The organism is Pseudarthrobacter sulfonivorans (assembly GCF_031454915.1).
Lineage (GTDB): Bacteria > Actinomycetota > Actinomycetes > Actinomycetales > Micrococcaceae > Arthrobacter > Arthrobacter sulfonivorans_C.
In genome coordinates this window covers 30,357-48,648 of record NZ_JAVDRS010000010.1, presented here as the reverse complement: position 1 = coordinate 48,648, position 18,292 = coordinate 30,357, and the positions used below count along the sequence as shown (strand labels likewise).

17 protein-coding genes are annotated in these 18,292 nt (G+C 66.9%); 4 read left to right on the top strand and 13 right to left on the bottom strand.

Features of this window, described 5'->3' with window-relative positions; all coding sequences use genetic code 11:
* Positions 1-5: 5 nt before the first annotated feature.
* Positions 6-749: an energy-coupling factor transporter transmembrane component T gene (locus tag J2808_RS19200; protein ID WP_309819838.1), complete on the top strand. Its 744-nt coding sequence runs from the start codon at positions 6-8 to the stop codon at positions 747-749.
* A gap of 2 nt (positions 750-751) precedes the next feature.
* The gene (locus tag J2808_RS19195) at positions 752-2,296 is read left to right on the top strand and encodes an ABC transporter ATP-binding protein (RefSeq protein ID WP_309819836.1); all 1,545 of its coding nucleotides are present in this window, start codon (positions 752-754) and stop codon (positions 2,294-2,296) included.
* A 104-nt stretch (positions 2,297-2,400) separates the two neighbouring features.
* On the opposite strand, the gene J2808_RS19190 is transcribed toward J2808_RS19195, so the two are convergent.
* The 9 genes from J2808_RS19190 to J2808_RS19150 form a co-directional block, all read right to left on the bottom strand.
* On the bottom strand, positions 2,401-4,584 hold the full coding sequence (locus J2808_RS19190; protein ID WP_309819834.1) for a 3-hydroxyacyl-CoA dehydrogenase NAD-binding domain-containing protein: 2,184 nt from the start codon (positions 4,582-4,584) through the stop codon (positions 2,401-2,403).
* Entirely contained in the window at positions 4,581-5,876 is a 1,296-nt protein-coding gene (locus J2808_RS19185; RefSeq protein WP_309819832.1) for a thiolase family protein, read from the bottom strand. The genes J2808_RS19190 and J2808_RS19185 overlap by 4 nt, the downstream gene beginning before the upstream one ends.
* Positions 5,877-5,997: 121 nt before the next feature.
* A complete protein-coding gene (locus J2808_RS19180) occupies positions 5,998-7,326 on the bottom strand; it encodes an HRDC domain-containing protein (protein WP_309819830.1) in 1,329 nt (442 codons plus the stop codon).
* A 31-nt stretch (positions 7,327-7,357) separates the two neighbouring features.
* Positions 7,358-8,008 (bottom strand): DUF3000 domain-containing protein, encoded by a 651-nt coding sequence (locus J2808_RS19175; protein WP_309819828.1) that lies wholly within the window; start codon positions 8,006-8,008, stop codon positions 7,358-7,360.
* 61 nt (positions 8,009-8,069) lie between these two features.
* Entirely contained in the window at positions 8,070-9,185 is a 1,116-nt protein-coding gene (locus J2808_RS19170) for a threonine aldolase family protein (protein ID WP_309820106.1), read from the bottom strand.
* Between the two features lie 16 nt (positions 9,186-9,201).
* Positions 9,202-9,975 carry an SDR family oxidoreductase gene (locus J2808_RS19165; RefSeq protein ID WP_309819826.1) on the bottom strand — a complete coding sequence of 258 codons (774 nt, stop codon included), beginning with the start codon at positions 9,973-9,975 and terminating at the stop codon, positions 9,202-9,204.
* A complete protein-coding gene (locus J2808_RS19160) occupies positions 9,972-11,339 on the bottom strand; it encodes a DUF6421 family protein (RefSeq protein ID WP_309819824.1) in 1,368 nt (455 codons plus the stop codon). The genes J2808_RS19165 and J2808_RS19160 overlap by 4 nt, the downstream gene beginning before the upstream one ends.
* Positions 11,340-11,491: 152 nt before the next feature.
* Complete coding sequence (msrB, locus tag J2808_RS19155) at positions 11,492-12,007, bottom strand: peptide-methionine (R)-S-oxide reductase MsrB (RefSeq protein WP_309819821.1); 516 nt, start codon at positions 12,005-12,007, stop codon at positions 11,492-11,494.
* A 14-nt stretch (positions 12,008-12,021) separates the two neighbouring features.
* Positions 12,022-12,513: a hypothetical protein gene (locus J2808_RS19150; protein WP_309819820.1), complete on the bottom strand. Its 492-nt coding sequence runs from the start codon at positions 12,511-12,513 to the stop codon at positions 12,022-12,024.
* 153 nt (positions 12,514-12,666) lie between these two features.
* On the opposite strand from J2808_RS19150, the gene J2808_RS19145 reads away from it, so the two are divergent.
* On the top strand, positions 12,667-13,944 hold the full coding sequence (locus tag J2808_RS19145) for an alpha/beta hydrolase family protein (protein WP_397428092.1): 1,278 nt from the start codon (positions 12,667-12,669) through the stop codon (positions 13,942-13,944).
* Here J2808_RS19145 and ybaK read toward each other — a convergent pair.
* The 3 genes from ybaK to J2808_RS19130 are packed head-to-tail and all read right to left on the bottom strand — an operon-like array spanning position 13,941 to position 15,846.
* Complete coding sequence (gene ybaK, locus J2808_RS19140) at positions 13,941-14,438, bottom strand: Cys-tRNA(Pro) deacylase (protein WP_309819818.1); 498 nt, start codon at positions 14,436-14,438, stop codon at positions 13,941-13,943. The two genes, J2808_RS19145 and ybaK, sit on opposite strands and share 4 nt — an antisense overlap.
* Positions 14,439-14,462: 24 nt before the next feature.
* A complete protein-coding gene (locus J2808_RS19135; protein ID WP_309819816.1) occupies positions 14,463-14,924 on the bottom strand; it encodes a SufE family protein in 462 nt (153 codons plus the stop codon).
* A gap of 10 nt (positions 14,925-14,934) precedes the next feature.
* A complete protein-coding gene (locus J2808_RS19130; RefSeq protein ID WP_309819813.1) occupies positions 14,935-15,846 on the bottom strand; it encodes a sulfurtransferase in 912 nt (303 codons plus the stop codon).
* A 220-nt stretch (positions 15,847-16,066) separates the two neighbouring features.
* Between J2808_RS19130 and zapE the strand changes: the two genes are divergently transcribed.
* Positions 16,067-17,104 (top strand): cell division protein ZapE, encoded by a 1,038-nt coding sequence (gene zapE / locus J2808_RS19125; protein WP_309819811.1) that lies wholly within the window; start codon positions 16,067-16,069, stop codon positions 17,102-17,104.
* A 15-nt stretch (positions 17,105-17,119) separates the two neighbouring features.
* Here zapE and J2808_RS19120 read toward each other — a convergent pair whose 3' ends face one another.
* On the bottom strand, positions 17,120-18,253 hold the full coding sequence (locus J2808_RS19120) for a serine hydrolase domain-containing protein (protein WP_309819809.1): 1,134 nt from the start codon (positions 18,251-18,253) through the stop codon (positions 17,120-17,122).
* Between the last annotated feature and the right edge of the window lie 39 nt (positions 18,254-18,292).

Below are 18,292 nucleotides of genomic sequence, written 5' to 3'. Positions count from 1 at the left end.
CCCCGATGCGCCTCCACCCCCTGACGTCGCTGGCAGCTGCCGGCAGCACCGCGGTGATCACGACGGCGGCCGCCAGCTGGCCGCTGTCCGTCGCCGTTGGTGCCGCTGCCGTTGGGCTGTCGTTTGTGGCAGGAAAGGCCAACCGGATGTTACCGGCGGCTGCCGCCGTCCTGGTTCCATTGGCACTGTCCCTGCTGGTGCTGCATGGCCTGTTCTTTCCTGAGGGAAGCACCGTCCTGGCCGAGTGGGGACCGGCGCGGGTGACCTCCGAAGGGCTGCAGTTCGCCGCAGAACGTGCGGCACAGCTATCCGCCGCCGTGCTTGCCCTGCTGCTGTTCTCGTTCACTGTCAGCGTGCCGGACCTGGTGGCAGTTTTGTCGTCGCGGGGAGTGAAGGGGCGGTTCGCCTACGTCCTCGCCTCGACCCTCACCCTGTTGCCCGCCATCGGCGCACGGGTGCAGCGGATCCGCCGGGCGCAGGAATCCCGCGGCCTGCTGATCCGCCGGGGCTGGGCCCACCGGGTGATCGCCTTCCGCCTTCAGGCCGTCCCACTGGTGCTGTCCCTGGTGGAGGAGGCCGGAACACGCGCCCAGGCGCTGGAGGCCCGCGGGTTCAGCAACCGTGGCCCCCGCACCAGCTACCGCGAGGTTCCGGATCCGCCAGCCCAGCGTGGCGTGCGGATTGTGCTGTTGCTGGCCGCCGTTGCGGCAGTCGCCGCCAGGCTGGGTTTCCCGACGGCGGGCGCGTAGCAATGCGCGGCACGTTGACTCCGGCGCTCGCCGCCCGCATAGGACACTTCACGTACCCCGGTGATGCAGCCCCTGCGCTTGGCGGCATCAACCTCTCCCTGGCACCCGGAACCCTGACAGCAGTCCTGGGTGGCTCGGGCAGCGGCAAATCAACCTTGGGACGGCTTCTGGCTGGCTGGCTGCGCCCCGGCAGCGGCGGGTCCCTCGAGGGATTTCTGGACTTGGCCGGCGAACGGCTGGAATTCCGGGGAACGTCTGAGGACCCGCAGATCGACCCGGCCGCGTGGTGCCGCCAAGTGGGCTTTGTCCCGCAGGACGCCGCAGCGGCGTTGTCTACCGTCCGCGCAACCGTGGCCGAGGAGCTGGCTTTTGGACTCGAAAACCGGGGTGCGGGCCGGCCGGAAATGCACGAGGCAGTCCGGCGCGTGGCGTCACTCACCGGGCTGGACAGTCTCCTGGACCGTGATCCAGCCAGGATCTCAGGGGGCGAGCTCCGCCGCCTGGCCATCGGCTGTGCCATCATCACCGGACCTGCCGTGCTGGTTCTCGACGAACCGTTCGCCTCCCTGGACACCGACGGCGCAGCGGCCCTGACGGCCCTGGTGCGGAGCCTCGTGGCTGGTGGCACCGCCGTTGTGGTTTTGAGCCAGGCGGTGGACGCACTGCTGTCCGGGGCTGACCGCTGGATCCTGCTGAACGACGGCGCGCCTGTTGTTGAGGGAACCCCGGCGCAGCTGGCCACTTCCCCGGAACTCGCTGCCGCCGGCGTCATCGGGACCGGAACCAAAGGGGACCACTCGCCGCCGCAACGGCCGGCCCGGGCCCATCCCGCTGACGCCGGGTCCGGGCCGGCGGGGGTTCCCGCGCTGGAGCTCCGCGATGTCAGCTTCGCCTATGACAGGCCACGTGCCCGGCGCCGGTTCCGCCGGGTCTCCACAGGTGCGGTGAGGCCGGCCGTCCTGGACGGCGTCTGCCTGTCAGTTCATCCTGGTGAGATCGTTGCCGTCATTGGGCCCAACGGAGCGGGTAAAACCACACTCCTGCGGCACCTGAACGGCCTGCTCCGGCCGCTGGCTGGCAGCGTCCGGATCAACGGGCAGGACATTGCCGGACTGCTCCCGGGCACGGTGGCCGCGGACGTCAGCCTTCTCTTCCAGGACCCGCGTGACCAGTTGTTCGAGCGGACAGCGGAACGGGAAGTCGGGTTTGGGCTGGCGGGCGGACCGGCGGCCGCAGCCTCGGTTCGGCGTGCTTTGAGCGCCGTAGGTCTCGCGGAAGCAGCAGGGAAGCACCCCGCTGAATTGCCGGCCTCCCTGCAGCGGCTCCTGGCACTGGCCACGGTCCTGGCCAGGCAGCCGAGCGTTATGGCCCTGGACGAGCCGACGGTAGCCCTCGACCGCCATGGCCTGGCCAGGCTGGACACCGCGGTGCGGCACGCTGCAGCGGAGGGCGCCGCCGTCGTGCTGGTCACCCACGACCTGGACTACGCCCGGTCCACCGCGCATAGGATAGTGCGCTTGGATGCCGGCCGCCTGCAAGGGGTTTGAGCAGTCAGTACCCTCACCATAGAGTTTTTGGTCAGATGACGCGGCTTTCAGGCCGCCGGCATTAAGGCGCTGTTATCTGACCAAAAACTCGGCAGGCGACGGCGTTAGGCGTGGATAGGGGCAGCTGATGGGGCGGTGCCGGACGCGAGGCCCGGAGCGTGGAACCGCTTGCCGTTCACCCGGTCCGAGGCGCCAACCCGGTCCAGGTACGGCGTGATGCCACCCAGGAACATGGGCCAGCCCGCTCCGAGGATCATGCACAGGTCGATGTCCTCGGGGCCGGCCACCACGCCCTCATCCAGCATCAGGCCGATTTCCTCGGCCAGGGCATCCTGCACGCGGTGCAGCACGTCGTCGCCGGTGGAAGGGGACGTGCCGAAGGACATCAATGCGAGCGTTGACGCGGGGATCTCCTGGCTGCCGCCAGCCGCGGGAGCCCAGAGCGACTTCACCCCGTTGTCGATCAGCTTCCGCAGGTTGGCGGACACGGCGAAACGGTCACCGAAGGCCGCATGCAGCGACTCCTGGACATGCTGCGCCACCGGGAGGCCCACCATGGCGCCGAGAGTGAACGGAGTCATCGGCAGGCCCATGGGGCGCAGTGCGTTATCGGCAATGTCGGCGGGAGTGCCTTCGTCAAACGCTGCCGTCACTTCGCCCATGAGCCGCAGCAGGATCCTGTTGACCACAAACGCGGGCGCATCCTTGACCAGGACGGCCGTCTTCTTCAGGCCCTTGGCCAGCTCAAACGCCGTGGCCAGCACGGCATCCTCAGTCTTGGGCGCACGCACGATTTCGAGCAGTGGCATCACCGCCACCGGGTTGAAGAAGTGGAAGCCCACCAGCCGTTCCGGGTGCTGAAGGTCCTCGGCCATGGCCGTGACGGACAGCGAGGATGTGTTGGTGGCGAGGATGCAGTCCGGTGAGACGATGGCTTCCACCTCGGCGAAGACCTGCTTCTTGACGTTCAATTCTTCGAAGACGGCCTCAATGACGAAGTCGGCGTCCGCGAAGGCTTCCTTGGAGACCGAGCCGGTGACCAGGGCCTTGGTGCGGTTGGCTGCATCCGGGCTGATCCGCTTCTTGCCCAGGAGTTTGTCCACCTCGGCATGGACGTAGCCCACGCCCTTGTCCACGCGGGCCTGGTCGATGTCCGTCATGACTACGGGGACCTTGAGCTGGCGGGCGAACAGCAGGGCGAGCTGGCTTGCCATCAGCCCCGCCCCCACCACGCCTACTTTGGTGACCGGACGGGCGAGCTTCCGGTCGGGCGCGCCGGCCGGCCGCTTGGAGCGTTTCTGGACCAGCTCCAGGAAGGCGTAGACCGTGGACCGGAATTCATCGCTCTGCATCAGCCCGGCCAGGGTCTCGCACTCGAGCGCGGCGGAATCAGCCGGGCTCATGGTGCGGTTTGCGTCGAGGACGTCCAGCACCTTGGCTGGCGCCGGCGACGCGTTGGACGTCTTGGCCTCCACCACCGCACGTCCTGCTTTGACGGCTTCTGACCAGCGGGCGGCAACGGCGGGGTCGGAGGGGTCCACGGCGTTGGCCCGCTGGGGGGCGACCTCGCCGGTGATGACTTTTGCCGCCCAGAGGAGGGACTGCTCCAGGAAGTCGGCCGGCTCGAACAACGCATCGGCGATGCCAAGGTCGAAGGCTTGCGTCCCGGTAAGGGTGCGGTTGTTGCTGAGCGGGTTCTCGATCATGACCTTGACCGCGTGCTCCGGACCGATCAGACGGGGCAGGATGTAGACGCCGCCCCAGCCCGGGACCAGGCCGAGGAAGGCTTCAGGCAGCGCCAGCGCGCCGGCTCCGGTGGATACGGTGCGGTAGGTGGACTGCAGGGCGATCTCCAGGCCGCCCCCCAGGGCAACGCCGTTGATGAAGGCGAAACTGGGGACGCCGAGGTTGGCCAGGGTTGCGTAAACGTCGTGGCCGAGCTGGGCCATCCACAGGCCGTGTTCGCGTTTCTCCAGCGACTTGACCGCGGACAGGTCCGCGCCGGCCACGAGGAAGTATGGCTTGCCGGTCACACCGACGCCGGCGATCTCGCCGCGGGCGGCGCGCTCCTTCAGCCCCTCCAGGACCGTGCCCAGCTCAACCAGGGTGTTGGGCCCGAGTGTGGTGGGCTTGGAGTGGTCCAGGCCGTTGTCCAGCGTGATCAGCGCAAAGACCCCGGGGCTGGGCTGTCCGGGAGCGGCGGGCAGCTCAATGTCCTGGACGTAGGAGTGCGTCACAGTTTCGTCGGGAAAGAGTTCGGCGAGCTTGGTGAAATCTGCGGCGCTCATGCGGCGGCTCCTTCGGTGGTTGCTGCGGTGATTGCTTCGTGGGCGTCGTCAGCGGCGGCGCTGTACCCTGTGTATTTCGAGTGACGCGGGTTTTCCCAGATGACGGTGGCCCCCATGCCCAGGCCGATGCACATGGTGGTGATGCCGTACCGGACGGACGGGTCTTCCTCGAACTGCCGCGCGAGCTGGTTCATCAGCCGGACGCCGGAGGACGCGAGGGGGTGGCCCACGGCGATGGCGCCGCCGTAGCGGTTCACCCGGGGATCGTCGTCGGAAATCCCAAAGTGGTCCAGGAAGCTCAGGACCTGGACCGCAAAGGCTTCGTTGATTTCAAAAAGCCCGATGTCCTCAATGGTGAGTCCGGCGTTCTTCAGGGCTTTTTCGGTGGCGGGAACGGGGCCGATTCCCATGACTTCGGGCTCGACGCCCGCATAGGCGTAGCTGACCAGCCGCATCTTCACGGGCAGGCCCAGCTCCGCGGCGGCCTCGGAGGATGCCAGGACGGCGGCGGTGGCGCCGTCGTTCAGGCCGGCGGCGTTGCCCGCCGTTACGCGGCCGTGTGCGCGGAAGGGAGTGCGCAGGGCGGCGAGATCCTCCAGCGTGGTGCCCGGGCGGGGCGGTTCGTCAACGCTGTTCAGCGTCCACCCCTGGCCCGGCTTCAGGGTGGCCACGGGGACGAGGTCAGGCTGGATCTGCCCGCGGGCATAGGCCGCCGCCAGCCTGTCCTGGGAGGCAACAGCGTAGGCGTCGGTGCGTTCCTTGGTGATGGCGGGGAAGCGGTCATGCAGGTTTTCGGCCGTGTTGCCCATGTTCAGGGCGGCCGGGTCAACCAGGCGCTCGGACATAAAGCGCGGGTTCGGATCGGCGCCGGAGCCCATCGGGTGGTTGCCCATGTGCTCCACGCCGCCGGCAATCACGACGTCGTACGCACCGAAGCCGATGCCGCTCGCCGTGGTGGTAACTGCAGTCATGGCCCCGGCACACATCCGGTCGATGGCAAAGCCGGGAACGGTGCGGGGGAGCCCGGCCAGGAGAGCTGCCGTGCGACCGAGGGTGAGGCCCTGGTCCCCGGTCTGGGTGGTGGCGGCTACCGCCACTTCGTCGATCCGGGCCGCCGGCAGGGTGGGGTTCCGGCGCAGCAGCTCGCGGATGCATTTCACCATCAGGTCATCGGCGCGGGTTCCGGCGTAGATGCCTTTCTCGCCGGCACGGCCAAAGGGTGTGCGGACGCCGTCAACAAAAACGACGTCGCGGACAGTGCGCGGTGTTGCGCTGCTTCCGTGGTAGCTCACGTGTACTCCTCATCGAGACGTTTGGCGCCGGCCGGAGGGCAAAGTGGCAGCACTCGTCCGGACGGCAGTGCACACTATGTTACTCGTCAGTAACATAGTGTGCAAGGGTCCGATGAGGGGGTTAGTCGGTGGGCGCGGCAGCCTTGGTTTCCTTGGGCGGGAGCGGCTGCGGATGGAGGAACGCGTGCGTGATGAGGGGCGCCACCAGGCCGATCTGCCACTCCCGGGCGCCGAGGGCACGCAGTTCCGTGGCCACGGCCTCTTCGCTGATTTCAGCGGGCGGACGCCACGCCACGCGCCGCAGGTAGTCCGGGGTCAGCAGATTCTCCATCGGCAGGTTCAGCTCTTCGGCCTTTTCCTGCAGAAGCGGCCGGGCCGTGGAAAGACGCTCGGCGGCCTCGGGGTCGCGGTCAGCCCAGACCCGCGGCGGGGGAGGGGCGTTGGTGGGCAGGTGCAGGGGCGGAAGTTCTTCGAGCTCCCTTGCGGCCGCGATGCAGCGGAGCCAGCGGGGCGCCTCGCGCTGGGCCGCCCGGCCGTGGAAACCCTTGGTGCCCAGGAGCTGGGGCACGGTGGAGGGCATGGCCTTGGCGGCCGAGACCAGGGCGGAATCAGGAATCAGCCGGCCAGGTGCAACATCACGCTTCTGCGCCAGCGAATCGCGCTCCAGCCACATCTCCCGGACCGCGGCCAGCTGGCGCCGGTCACGGATCTGGTGCAGGCCGGACGTCTTGCGCCATGGATCCACCCTTGGCGGTGCAACGCCAGCGGCAAGGATCGCGGCAAATTCCTGCTCCGCGTACTCCAGCTTGCCGTCCGCCTGGAGCAGTTCGATGAGTTCTTCGCGCAGCTCGGTGAGGACTTCCACGTCCAGGGCTGCATAGCGCAGCCACGGCTCAGGGAGCGGCCGGGTGGACCAGTCGGCGGCCGAATGTTCCTTGGCCAGGCCGAAGCCCAGCAGCTGTTCGATGACGGCGGCCAGGCCCACGCGCGGCAAGCCGGCCAGGCGTGCGGCAAGCTCCGTGTCGAAAAGTCTGTCCGGCCACATCCCGAGCTCCAGCAGGCACGGAAGGTCCTGGCTGGCCGCATGCAGGATCCACTCCACACCCTTGAGCGCATCGTTGATGATGGCCAGGTCATCGAACGGTTCAGGGTCGATCAGCCAGGTGCCGGAGCCTTCGCGGCGGATCTGGACCAGGAACGCACGCTGGCCGTACCGGAAACCTGAGGCACGCTCGGCATCAACCCCCGCCGGTCCGGTTCCGGCGGCGATGGCTGCCGCGCACCGCTCCAGCCCGGCCTGCGTTTCGATGACCAGCGGCACGCCGTCGCGCGGTGCATCGAGGTCAATGATTACGGGGACCTGGCTGTCGAATCCTTCCACCGAGATGTGGGAAGTTGTTTCAGCAGCCGGAGCGCCGGCCGTGGTGTTATCCGGGATGTGAGGGGTCATGATGCCTTCAGTTTACCGACATGGTGCAGTCCTAGTTCCGGCGGCGGCGCGGAAGGGCGGAGACGCCGTCGGGCAGAGGGGGGAGGCCGGCGAACGTGCACACCATATCGGACCAGGCCTCCAGGTGGGCCGTGACGTCCGATGAGGCCGGCGTCCACGAGGCGCGCAGCTCGATGTCGATCGACCCGGGCCGATCAGAAAGAGTCCCAAAGCTCTCCGACAGGACGCGCGTGGCAGTCCCGCCGGCCGCCCGGTAAGCGGCCTGATGGTTCTCGAGGGCTTCAACCAGCCAGGTCCAGGCCACGGTGCCCAGCATCTCGTCATTGCCCATCTCGGGCTCAAGCTGGGCCCGGATGTACGTGACAATGCGGAACTCACCGTCCCACACCGCGGAGCCTTCGGGGTCGTGCAGCAGGATGAAGCGGCCAGTGGCCAACTCGGTGTCGTCGTCCTCTTCGGTGCCGGAGGCGGCGGCCAGTGCCATCGCTGCGGGGCCGTGGACGGGGGCGGTGCCGCTGCCGGGACCGGGCGCCATGACCTCGGCTCCGAGTGCCACGGCGAACGGTGCCAGCCGTGCGGGCGCCGGAATTTCCGCCAGGCGCAGTTCACTGCGGCATTGGGCCTTCCTGAGTGTTCCCAAGGCGTGGAGAAATTCCGGGGGAACCTGGGCGAGTGCGTTCACCTTCGCAGATTACGCAACAGCAGCGGGCAGGCTGTGCAGGCTCGCCGTCGGCAAGTCATCGCTACCTGGCCGCCTTGCCTTCATTATGGGCCGCCAGTTCCCGGCGGATCGCGGCCACAAAAGCGTCGATGTCCTCTTCGCTGGTGTCAAAGGAGCACATCCAGCGGACCTCGCGGGCGGCTTCGTCCCAGTCATAAAACCGGAAGGACTCCCGCAAGCGGTCTGCCACGCCGGCCGGCAGGATGGCGAACACGCCGTTGGATTCCGTCTTCTGGGTGGGCTCCACGCCGTCGATGGTCTCCACCGCAGTCCGGAGGCGGGCGGCCATGGCGTTGGCGTGCGCCGCCGAACGCAGCCACAGATCGCCTTCGAGGAGTGCAATGAACTGGGCCGAGAGGAAGCGCATTTTTGAGGCGAGCTGCATGTTCATCTTGCGCAGGAACACCAGGCCCTGGGCGGCATCAGGGTTCAGTGCCACCACCACTTCACCGTAAAGCAGCCCGTTTTTGGTGCCGCCGAAGGAAAGGATGTCCACGCCGGCGTCGCGCGTGAAGGCCCGCAGCGGCACGCCCAGGTGGGCAGCCGCGTTGGCCAGCCGCGCCCCGTCCATGTGGAGCTTCATGCCCTTGGAGTGGGCGTGCTCGGCGATGGCGCGGACTTCGTCCGGGGTGTAGCACGTGCCCAGTTCGGTGGTCTGGGTGATGGAGACAGCCAGCGGCTGGGCGCGGTGCTCATCGCCGAAGCCCCAGGCTTCGCGGTCGATCAGCTCCGGGGTCAGCTTGCCGTCCGGGGTGGGGACGTGCAGGAGCTTGATCCCGCCGATGCGCTCCGGGGCCCCGTTTTCGTCCATGTTGATGTGGGCCGTCGACGCGCACACCACAGCGCCCCAGCGGGGGAGCAGCGATTGCAGGGACAGGACGTTGGCGCCCGTGCCGTTGAAGACCGGGAAGCACTCGATGCCGGCGCCGAAGTGCTCTTCCAGCAGTTCCTGCAGGCGGGCTGTGTAGTCGTCCTCGCCATAGGAGACCTGGTGGCCTTCGTTGGCTGCCGCGAGGGCGGCCAGGACCTCCGGGTGGACGCCCGAGTAGTTGTCCGAAGCGAAACCGCGGACGGTCGAGTCGTGCAGCCGGGTGGTGAGGCTGTCAGGGCGAGGGGCGGCGTGTGCCGTGGTTGTCATTGCTTTGCTCACGTTCTCAGTCTAGGGAGGTCAAACCCATGGCAGTGGGGGCAAGGAAGCCGGATTCGGGCGTCAGCCGCAGGCGCCGGCCATTCAGCTCGGCCGCGGGGCGTCGGAAGAGGCCGACGACGGCCGCCGCCAGGTCCTCGACGTCGGTGGCGCCAGGGAAGGTCCGTTCCGGGTGCGCCTGCCGCAGTTCTGCATCCACCAGCGCCTTGACCACCAGTACGACGGCGGCGCCCCGCAGTTCCCTGCCCTCGCTGGCAGCTGAGCGGGCCAGGCCTTCCGCCATCGCCATGGTCCAGGTTTCCGCTGCGGCCTTGGCCGCCACATAACTGGCCGTGGCCGCCGTCGGAGTCTCCACAGTGGTGGAGGAAACGATGGCAAACCTGCCAGCGCTGGAGGCAGCCACGTCGTCAAAGAAGACCCTGGACACGTTCCGCACCGTGGTGACGGCGCCGCGTTCGAGGAAGTCCCAGTCGGCGTCGCTCTGGTCCGCGATGCCGCTGGCACCGCGCCAGCCGCCCACGAGGTGGATGACTGCGTCCACTGGTCCGGCGGTGGACGCCAGGGTGTCCCGCAGGGCGCGGACGCCGGGCAAATCCGCAAGGTCGCACACGAGGGGTGTGACGCCGTCGCCCGCTTTATTTGCTGCGGCATTGATCCGTGCCCGGTCCGAGCCCACGCTGAACACTCGGAACCCCGCCTCGTGCAGGGCCCGTGCCACCGCGACCCCGGAGGGTCCGCTGCCGCCGGTGACCAGGACGTTCAGGGGGTTGCTGCCGCTCATACGGCGGAGGTTCCGGTAATGCCGGCGGTGGATTCGATGACCGGGCGCATTTTCTTCTCCAAAGCCTCGTAGAACATGGACAGCGGGAATTCGTCATCCAGCACCTGGTCCGTCAGGCCGCGCGGCGGGCCGGACACGGGGAGGGCGTCCGGGCCCTTGGCCCAGACCGAGGCAGGACTCGGTGTGACCGTGGCCGAAATCAGATCATAGGCGGCAAGCCAGTGCGCTGTCTTCGGCCGGTCGATGGAGCGCCAGTAAAGTTCGTCGATCGCGGACCCGAGGGCGATGACTGCGTCCGCCACCTGGTCCCAGTCGATGCGGAGACGGGTGTCTGTCCAGTGCAGGACGTGGTGCTGGTGCAGCCAGGCGAAGAGCAGTTGGCCGCCGAGGCCGTCGTAGTTGCGAACACGGTTGCCCGTGATTGCAAAGCGGAAGATCCGGTCGAAGATGATGGCGTACTGCACCAGTTTCGCGTGCCGGCGGGCCTCCGGCCGGGCGTCGTCGTCCTTTTCAATCCGGACGGATTCCCGGAAGGCGGTGAGGTCGCAGCGGAGTTCCTCCAGTGAATACAGGAAGTAGGGCATCCGCTGCTTGATCATGAACGGGTCAAAGGGCAGGTCCCCGCGCATGTGCGTCCGGTCATGGATCAGGTCCCACATAACAAATGTGGCCTCGGCCAGTTCCTGGTCCGCCAGGAGTTCCGCGGCGGCGTCGGGAAGGTCCAGCGAGGTGATGTCCGCGGCCGCCCGCAGGACCCGGCGGAACCGGGCAGCTTCGCGGTCTGCGAAAATTGCTCCCCAGGTAAAGGAGGGCGTTTCCCTTACAGCCACGGTCTCCGGGAACAGCACTGCCGAGTTCGTGTTGTAGCCGCGGGTGAAGTCCAGGAACCGGATGGGGACAAAGAGCTTGTTGGAGTAGTCTCCGGCCTCCAGTTCGGCCACGAAGTCCGGCCAGATGACCTCGACCAGGACGGCTTCCACCAGCCTGCTGCTGCTTCCGTTCTGCGTGTACATGGGGAAGATGACAACGTGGGCCAGCCCGTCCTGCCGCTGCAGCTGCGGCTGGAAGGCCAGCAGCGAGGCGAGGAAGTCCGGCACACCGAAGCCGGCATTTGCCCAGGCCTCAAAGTCGGCGACGACGGCGTCAAGGTAGGCGGCGTCGTGCGGGAAGAGCGGCGCCAGTTCGCTAATGGCCTTGGTGATGGCGGCGACCTCGAGCGCAGCGGCAGTGTGGTTGCCCGCCTCAGGCACGGAACCGTCCTGGATCTGCAGCGCCTGCAGCGATTCCGCGGCAGACTTGAGCCGGAGCCAGGCGGGAACCTCGGCGGTGATGGTTATGGGGGCGCCGGTCATGGTGACGGTCATGTGCGACTGCCTTTCTCGTTGCTTGGGCATCTACGGCGAGCGTAGCAAGCAACCAGAGTCCCTAACTCAAATAATGCCTGAGCGTAAGAGATTCGAATGCTCAAGGTTCTTGTCAGCGGCGCCAGAGATAGGCAAGGGCCCGGCTGGCGGGATCAGGATTCCGCGGAAACGTCCCCGTCAGCACCGCGGGGGACCAGCTTCAGGGATACCGAGTTGATGCAGTAGCGCTGGTCTGTGGGGGTCCCGTAGCCCTCACCCTTGAATACGTGGCCCAGGTGGGAGTCACAGTTCGCGCACCGTACCTCCACCCGCTCCATGCCGAGGGTGCGGTCATGGATGTAGCGCACGGTCCCGTCCGCCAGTGGCGCCCAAAAAGACGGCCAGCCACAGTGGGAGTCGAACTTTTCGTTGCTCCTGAACAGTTCCGAACCGCAGGCGCGGCATTGGTAAACGCCCTCCGTGTGCGTGTCCACATACTCGCCGGTGAAGGGACGCTCGGTACCAGCTTGCCGCAGTACGTGGTATTCCTCCGGCGTCAGTTCCCGGCGCCACTCGTCATCCGATTTCCGGACGGAAGGTTCCGGCACATCCGTGGCGGCGTCCAGGGACGACGCTGGGATGGAATCGGTGGCTTTGTTCCCGAAAACGCTCTTTCCAAAGATGCTCATAGTGTGCTCAACGCTCAGGAGTCGCCGATAAATCCCGAGCCGGCATACAGGTGCAGCACCGGAAGGCCCAGCTGGTCCTGGGCCTTGTTGGCCCAGTCTGTGTGGAAGGTGTCCGCCACCGCGTGGGGCCGCGTGATCACCACGGCCTGGGCCGCCCCGAGCTCCTTCACCTTTGCCACAAGTCCATTGACGGCGCCGCCATCCACCACTTCGCCCGTGACTCCGCTGCCCAGCCCATCCAAGGCTGCCAGCGAGACGGCGAGGGTCTCGGCGGCCTCGGCCCGTTCGACATTCGGATCCGGGGCATGCGCGGTCAGTTCGCGGAATGCTTTGGCAATATCCAGCAAGGAGAGATTCTCGAGGAAATCCACCAGCAAATGCCGCTCGGTGTTCCCAGGGACCAGCAGGACCAGGGGGGTGTCTGCCCCGTCCACCAGCCGTTGAATGTTGATGCGGTCATCCGCACCCAGGGGTTCTTCAGTCAGAATGACGATTGGATCGCTCATGGCATCAGCCTAGTCGTGCGCACCGGCGCCTGCACACGTTTGGGGCGGGCAGCCGCTGGAGTGTCCTGCCCCGCATCCCCGTGGCACCCACAGGATGGGGCGCCACGGCCTGTGGAAATAGGCCAACCCGCCCGCGGCGGTAAGAATGGTTCCATGGCACCTTCCACGCGCACTGCAACGTTGACGGCGATCCCTCCGGTCCAGGCTGACGGCGGTATGTCGCTCCGCGCCAAGTGGGCCCTTGGCGGCGCTATCGGCGGTGGGGCGCTCGCGGGACTGCTTGCGACGGGCTCATCCGCGCTGGCACTGTACTTTGCGCGGCGTGTGATTACCCCGGTCCGGCAGCGGACGGCCGACCAGGAAGTGCTGGCGGTGATTCGGGACGGCGAGGGAATGCGGGTCATCCTGGCCGCCACGCCCGAGACCACAGTGGAGGGCGTCTATGGCTTCTTCTTTGACGGCGGCAAGGGGCACGCCAGGATCGGCCGGATCGTGTCCTACGCGCCGGCAGACGGCACAGTCCTGCGTGAGGTCGAGGCTGTCTATGCCGGTGATTTCGATACCGCCCGGCGAGGGTGGTGGAGCGGGGCTCTCTACCCGGATCCGGCAGCCGCCGGGATCGCGGCGGAGGACGTCCTGATAGAGGTAGATGGCGGCCAGGCCCCGGCGTGGCTGGTGCGGGCAGAAGGTGCTGCGCGGACTTGGGCCATCATGGTGCACGGACGCGGGGCGACCCGCCAGGAAGCGTTGCGCGCCGTGGCCCCCGCCCGGGAACTGGGGTTGACCAGCCTGCTGATCTCGTACCGGAACGACGGATTGGCGCCGTCGGCCGACGACGGCCGGTACGGCCTGGGATCCACCGAGTGGCACGATGTGGAAGCCGCCATTGAGTATGCGCTGGCCAACGGGGCCGAGGAAATCGTGCTTTTTGGCTGGTCCATGGGCGGCGCCATCTGCCTGCAGACGGCCGATCTGTCGCGGCACCGCCACCTGATTCGGGCCATGGTCTTGGACGCACCGGTGATCAACTGGGTCAACGTGCTGGCGCACCACGCGCAGCTGAACAGGATTCCGTCCCTGGTGGGCCGCTATGGGCAGCTGATGCTGGGCCACCCGTTGGGCCGCAGGCTGACGGGCCTGTCGGCGCCCGTGGACCTCAAGGCCATGGACTGGGTGGCGCGCGCCGTGGAGGTCCGTACTCCGACACTGATCATCCACAGCGTGGACGACGAGTACGTTCCCTATGGGCCCTCGGCGCTCCTGGCCGAACGGAATCCGGACATGGTCACCTTCGAGACGTTCAACCGTGCCAGGCACACCAAGGAATGGAACGTTGATCCCGAGCGGTGGGAAAACCTGATCGCGGCGTGGCTTCGGCCACAACTGGCCCCGCGCGCCAACCCCGGCCAGCGCCGACCGGAGGAAGGTTAGGGCGTGCCCGTGCCTATGTTTGCCGTGACTGCGGACGTCAGCCGGATGAGGTCGGCCGGCGCCAATTCGATGTCCAGGCCGCGCTTGCCCCCGGAAACCAGCATGCTCCCGAGGTTGAGGGCGCTGCCGTCAACCACGGTGGGTGAGGTCTGACGCTGGCCCAGCGGCGAAATCCCACCCAGTACATAGCCGGTCCGGCGCTCGGCGGCAGCGGGGTCCGCCATGGAAGCCTTCTTGGCACCCAGGGCGGCGGCGAACGCCTTGAGGTCAAGGTTTCCGCTGACCGGCACCACTCCCACGGCCAGTCGGCCTTCCACTTCGACCATCAGGGTTTTGAAGACCTTCTCCGGGGCGATCCCCAGCGCCTCGGCCGCTTCCGTGCCGTAGCTGGCCGCGGACGGATCGTGGACGTACGGATGCAGCACAAAGGGAACGCCGGCCGCAGCCAATGCTGCTGTTGCCGGCGTTCCCTGCGACGAGCTTTTGCGTCCCATTAGTTCTCAGTTGCGTTCAGGCACTCAGGCCTCGAGCCGGACGTTGGCGGCGACCTTGCGCTTGATCCGGCCCAGCATGGCGGTCATGCCACGCATCCGCAGCGGTGTGATGGCCCGGGTCAGGCCCAGCAGCTCGGGCATGTCGTCCGGCACAGCCAGGATTTCCGCCGCGCTGAGCCCATCGAGTCCCTCGTGCAGCACCCCGGCGAAACCCCGCGTGGTGGGGGCCTCAGGCGGCGCCTGAAAGTAGAGCCGAACCGCACCGGCCGCGCCGGCGTCGTGCTTTTCCGTCTCGATGGTCAGGAACAGCGGTGACTGGCATTCCACCACCTGCTCCAGGAGCTCGGGATGGTCCTTCAACCGGTCCGGAAGCTCAGGGAGTCCCTGGGAGAATTCCAGCAACAGTTGCAGCCGCTCGGGTTCGGTCAGGGCCTGGAAGTCGTCGACTATTTCCGCAAGTGCGGCGGGAAGGGCTTGGGTATTCATCAGGTCCAGTTTACGCCGGGACCGTGCCGCGCTCGGCTCCCTTGGCGATCGGCACGCGGACGGCGTTGCCCCACTCAGTCCAGGAGCCGTCGTAGTTGCGCACGGTTTCGAAGCCCAGGAGGTACTTCAGGGCAAACCAGGTGTGGCTGGAACGCTCACCGATGCGGCAGTAGGCCACGACGTCGTCTCCTTCCTTGAGGCCGGCCTCGCCCAGGTACAGCGCCTCCAGTTCGCCGCGGTTGCGGTACGTGCCATCGCCCGCTGCGGCACGTGCCCAGGGGATCGACGCGGCCGTCGGAATGTGGCCGCCACGCAGCGCGCCTTCCTCAGGGTAGGCGGGCATGTGGGTGCGCTGGCCGGTGTATTCCTCGGGGGACCGGACATCGATCAGCGGCTTGCCGAAGTGCGCCAGCACGTCTTCCTTGAACGCCCTGATGGGGGCATCGTTCCGCTCGACGATGGGGTAATCGCCGGCCGCTGGCTGGGGCACATCTGTGGTCAGCTTGTGGCCTTCAGCGATCCATTTGTCCCGGCCGCCGTCAAGCAGCCTGACGTCCTCGTGGCCGAAAAGCGTGAAAACCCAGAGGGCGTAGGCCGCCCACCAGTTGGACTTGTCACCGTAGATCACCACGGTGGTGTCCCGGGAGATGCCCTTCGAAGCGGCCAGTGCAGCGAAGGCTTCGCCGTTGACGTAGTCGCGGGTCACTTCATCGTTGAGGTCGGTGTGCCAGTCAATCTTGACGGCCCCCGGGATGTGGCCTGTCTCGTAGAGGAGGACATCCTCATCGGATTCGACTACGACGAGCTTGCCGTCCGCAGCCGCACCTGACTCCAGTGCCGTGGCGAGCCATTCAGTGGACACCAGGCGCTCGGGATTGGCGTAGGCGGCGAACTTCTCGTTCTGTTCAACGGGGTAGGACATGATGATGGCCTTTCACTTCAGAAAGTACTGCGGACCTGCAGCGGGAGGTGGAAATCCTTCTTCCACCCTAGCTATGGCTGGCCACCGTGTCCGCCCTGCCGTTAACAGTGGGAAATATGGCCTTCGTCACGCCGGAGTCATAGACGGGTGCCTGGCGGGGGAGCCCTGGACCATTGCCGGTATTCTTTCTGGGGACAACCCACCAGCAGAACGGACCACCTTGGTACAGATCGAACAGCTTGCCGCCCGCACTCCGGCGGTGTCGGTGGATGAGCTCCTCAAGGGTTTCTATCCCTCACCGAGGTTTGGCCAGGTCTCCTTCGCCAGCTATCGGCCGGACCCCAACCAGCCTTCCCAGGCGGCGGCGGTCAAGGCGCTGGAGGGATTCGCCGGCGGTGTCGGTGCAGGTGACGGCGCCGGGTTGTTCAAAAAGCTCTTCACCAAGAAGGTCGAAACAAGGGCCGGAATCTATCTGGACGGCGGATTCGGCGTCGGCAAGACCCACCTGCTCGCTTCACTGTGGCACGCCGCACCGGGGCCCAAGGCCTTCGGCACGTTCGTGGAATACACCAACCTGGTGGGCGCCCTGTCCTTCCGTAAGACGGTTGAGGCGCTGAGCCACTACAAGCTGGTGTGCATCGACGAATTCGAGCTCGATGATCCGGGCGACACGGTGCTGATGTCCAGGCTGATGCGCGAACTGGCCGACGCCGGCGTGAAGCTCGCCGCGACGTCCAACACCCTGCCGGGCTCGCTGGGCGACGGCCGCTTTGCCGCCGTCGACTTCGCCCGTGAGATCCAGGTCCTCGCTGACCAGTTCGACGTCATCCGCATCGACGGCGAGGACTTCCGCCACCGCGGCCTGCCAGCCGCCCCGGCCCCGCTGAAGAACAGCCAGCTTTCGGCCCAGATGAAGGCGGAGTTCGACGGCAAGATTGTGGCCCAGGATGAATTCAGCTCGCTGATCGGACACCTCGCCGGTGTGCACCCGAGCCGGTACCGCCAGCTCATCGACGGCATCGACGGTGTGGTGTGGCGCAACGTAGAGACCATCACTGAGCAGGCCGTCGCCCTGCGCTTTGTGGTGTTGGCGGACCGCCTCTATGACAAGGATGTGCCCATCCTGGCCAGCGGTGTCCCCTTCGACAAGCTTTTTACCGACGAGATGATGCACGGTGGCTACACCAAGAAGTACTACCGCGCCGTATCCCGACTGACGGCACTGGCACGCGAAGGCCAGAACCACGAGCCGTCCTAGGCTCCCGGCTGCGTGTCATGGTTTTTGCCATGACGCGCCCACCAACAGTTCCATCAGTGGCTCAAAGTCGTACGCGGCGGTGCTGTTACTCATGATCACGACGCCCATTCCGTGGTCGGGGTAGAGGCGCATGACGTTCCAGAAGCCCACCCCGGTGCCGAAGTGCTCTACCCACGGCGTGGTGGAGTCCGGGGACCTGCGGAACCAGCCGATGCCGTGGGCGAATGGTTCTCCTGCGTGTTCGATGACCCGCATCCGGCGGGCGGATTCCGGGGTGAGGACACGCTTGCCATCCAGGTCGCCATTGCGAAGGTGCATGCGCAGGAACTTCGCCGCATCCAGCACGTCGCCCGCGAGTCCGCCGTAGGCAGGTCCGTCGACGTGGAAGGGGTTCAGCGAAAGATAGGCACGGTAGCGGTCGCCGGCGATTCCCGGCGGCAGAAGCCGACGCAGTAGCGGGTCGGCGATCCTTGGTGCTTTCAGATACCCCTTTGCCGTGGCTGCTCCGGTTGGCTGGCGAAACCCGGTGTTGTGCATGCCGAGAGGTTGCAGGACGGATTTGCGGGCGTAGTCCTCGTACGGCATGCCAGCGGCGGCGGAGATGATTTGCCCGGCGGCGAGGTAACCGACGTTGGAGTATCGGGCCATCTGTCCCACCGGGTAACGGTATGCCCGACGGCGTGCCATCAGTTTGCGGAGCAGCGCCTCGGGGTCCGGCGGAGCCGCTTCGGCCGCGTGCGCCCACCTGATGGGCAATGGATTGCCCAGCCCGGAAGTGTGGGTCAGCAGTTGACCGACGCTTGGCTGCACTTTCCCGGGGCCGCGCAGGTAGTCGACATACTCGCCTACGGGCGTGGCAAGGTCGAGGCGGCCGTCGTCGGCAAGGCGCAGCGCTGCTGTCGCCGTCACCATCTTGGTCATGGAGAACCACAGATACGTGGTCGACGCGGTTGCCGGGCTTCGTGCTGCCAGATCCGCCAGTCCGTATCCTCCGGCGAAGACCACGCGGTCCCGGTCCACGACCGCTACAGACACGCCGGGGACGCTGGCCTTCAACATCATGGACCTGAGGGCTGTCGTCAGGCCTGGTGGCGGGGTGCCCGTGGAGATCTGTTCACGGGGGAGCCGGGCTGAATCCGGGTCTTTCACCACTGCTCCTTTGCAGACACTCCCTAGACGACACGGCAG

Excerpts from the sequence above, each read along its gene's own strand:
- J2808_RS19200 (WP_309819838.1), top strand. The coding sequence starts at position 6 with ATGCGCCTCCACCCCCTGACGTCGCTGGCAGCTGCCGGCAGCACCGCG.
- J2808_RS19195 (WP_309819836.1), top strand. The coding sequence starts at position 752 with ATGCGCGGCACGTTGACTCCGGCGCTCGCCGCCCGCATAGGACACTTC.
- J2808_RS19190 (WP_309819834.1), bottom strand. The coding sequence starts at position 4,584 with ATGAGCGCCGCAGATTTCACCAAGCTCGCCGAACTCTTTCCCGACGAA.
- J2808_RS19180 (WP_309819830.1), bottom strand. The coding sequence starts at position 7,326 with ATGACCCCTCACATCCCGGATAACACCACGGCCGGCGCTCCGGCTGCT.
- J2808_RS19170 (WP_309820106.1), bottom strand. The coding sequence starts at position 9,185 with ATGACAACCACGGCACACGCCGCCCCTCGCCCTGACAGCCTCACCACC.
- J2808_RS19165 (WP_309819826.1), bottom strand. The coding sequence starts at position 9,975 with ATGAGCGGCAGCAACCCCCTGAACGTCCTGGTCACCGGCGGCAGCGGA.
- J2808_RS19160 (WP_309819824.1), bottom strand. The coding sequence starts at position 11,339 with ATGACCGTCACCATGACCGGCGCCCCCATAACCATCACCGCCGAGGTT.
- msrB (WP_309819821.1), bottom strand. The coding sequence starts at position 12,007 with ATGAGCATCTTTGGAAAGAGCGTTTTCGGGAACAAAGCCACCGATTCC.
- J2808_RS19150 (WP_309819820.1), bottom strand. The coding sequence starts at position 12,513 with ATGAGCGATCCAATCGTCATTCTGACTGAAGAACCCCTGGGTGCGGAT.
- J2808_RS19145 (WP_397428092.1), top strand. The coding sequence starts at position 12,667 with ATGGCACCTTCCACGCGCACTGCAACGTTGACGGCGATCCCTCCGGTC.
- ybaK (WP_309819818.1), bottom strand. The coding sequence starts at position 14,438 with ATGGGACGCAAAAGCTCGTCGCAGGGAACGCCGGCAACAGCAGCATTG.
- J2808_RS19135 (WP_309819816.1), bottom strand. The coding sequence starts at position 14,924 with ATGAATACCCAAGCCCTTCCCGCCGCACTTGCGGAAATAGTCGACGAC.
- J2808_RS19130 (WP_309819813.1), bottom strand. The coding sequence starts at position 15,846 with ATGTCCTACCCCGTTGAACAGAACGAGAAGTTCGCCGCCTACGCCAAT.